1 rRNA gene is annotated in these 1,643 nt (G+C 55.3%); it reads left to right on the top strand.

The window, feature by feature from the left end:
- Positions 1-1,642 (top strand): 23S ribosomal RNA (locus tag DFQ01_RS30690); the annotation flags it as partial.
- Position 1,643 lies beyond the last annotated feature (1 nt).

Here is a 1,643-nt window from a genome sequence, read left to right as displayed (position 1 = left end):
CAAGTGAGAATGCCGGTATAAGTAACGAAAAGACAAGTGAGAATCTTGTCCGCCGAAAGCCTAAGGGTTCCTGGGGAAGGCTCGTCCGCCCAGGGTAAGTCGGGACCTAAGGCGAGGCCGAAAGGCGTAGTCGAAGGACAACAGGTTGATATTCCTGTACCACCGTAAACCGTTATGAGCAATGGAGTGACGCAGAAGGATAGTAACGCGGCCTGATGGAATAGGCCGTCCAAGCAGTGAGGCTGATGTGTAGGCAAATCCGCACATCGTAAGGCTGGGCTGTGATGGGGAGGGAAAATTACAGTACCGAAGGTTATGTGTTCCCGCTGCCAAGAAAAGCTTCTAGCCAGGTGAAGGTGCCCGTACCGCAAACCGACACAGGTAGGCGAGCAGAGCATGCTAAGGCGCGCGGAAGAACTCTCGTTAAGGAACTCGGCAAAATGACCCCGTAACTTCGGGAGAAGGGGTGCCTCGGTAGGGTGAATAGCCCGAGGGGGCCGCAGTGAAAAGGCCCAAGCGACTGTTTAGCAAAAACACAGGTCTGTGCGAAGCCGCAAGGCGAAGTATACGGGCTGACGCCTGCCCGGTGCTGGAAGGTTAAGGGGAGTGGTTAGCCGCAAGGCGAAGCTATGAACCGAAGCCCCAGTAAACGGCGGCCGTAACTATAACGGTCCTAAGGTAGCGAAATTCCTTGTCAGGTAAATTCTGACCCGCACGAATGGCGTAACGACTTGGGCGCTGTCTCAACGAGAGATCCGGTGAAATTTTAATACCTGTGAAGATGCAGGTTACCCGCGACAAGACGGAAAGACCCCATGGAGCTTTACTGCAGCTTGATATTGGACTTTGGTACGATCTGTACAGGATAGGTGGGAGCCTAAGAAGCCTGAGCGCCAGCTTAGGTGGAGGCGCCGTTGGGATACCACCCTGATCGTATCGGAGTTCTAACCTGCCACCCTGAATCGGGTGGAGGGACCGTGTCAGGTGGGCAGTTTGACTGGGGCGGTCGCCTCCTAAAATGTAACGGAGGCGCCCAAAGGTTCCCTCAGAATGGTTGGAAATCATTCGGAGAGTGCAAAGGCATAAGGGAGCTTGACTGCGAGACCAACAAGTCGAGCAGGGACGAAAGTCGGGCTTAGTGATCCGGTGGTACCGAATGGAAGGGCCATCGCTCAACGGATAAAAGCTACCCTGGGGATAACAGGCTTATCTCCCCCAAGAGTCCACATCGACGGGGAGGTTTGGCACCTCGATGTCGGCTCATCGCATCCTGGGGCTGAAGTAGGTCCCAAGGGTTGGGCTGTTCGCCCATTAAAGCGGTACGCGAGCTGGGTTCAGAACGTCGTGAGACAGTTCGGTCCCTATCTGTCGTGGGCGTAGGAAATTTGAGGAGAGCTGTCCTTAGTACGAGAGGACCGGGATGGACGCACCGCTGGTGTACCAGTTGTTCCGCCAGGAGCACCGCTGGGTAGCCAAGTGCGGACGGGATAAGCGCTGAAAGCATCTAAGCGCGAAGCCCCCTCCAAGATGAGATTTCCCAGTAAAGTAAGACCCCTGGAAGACGACCAGGTTGATAGGCTCGGGGTGGAAGCGCAGCAATGCGTGCAGCTGACGAGTACTAATAGGTCGAGGGCTTATCCTAA

The organism is Paenibacillus cellulosilyticus, from assembly GCF_003182255.1.
Taxonomy (GTDB): domain Bacteria; phylum Bacillota; class Bacilli; order Paenibacillales; family Paenibacillaceae; genus Paenibacillus_T; species Paenibacillus_T cellulosilyticus.
This window is presented reverse-complemented; position numbering and strand designations above follow the sequence as displayed.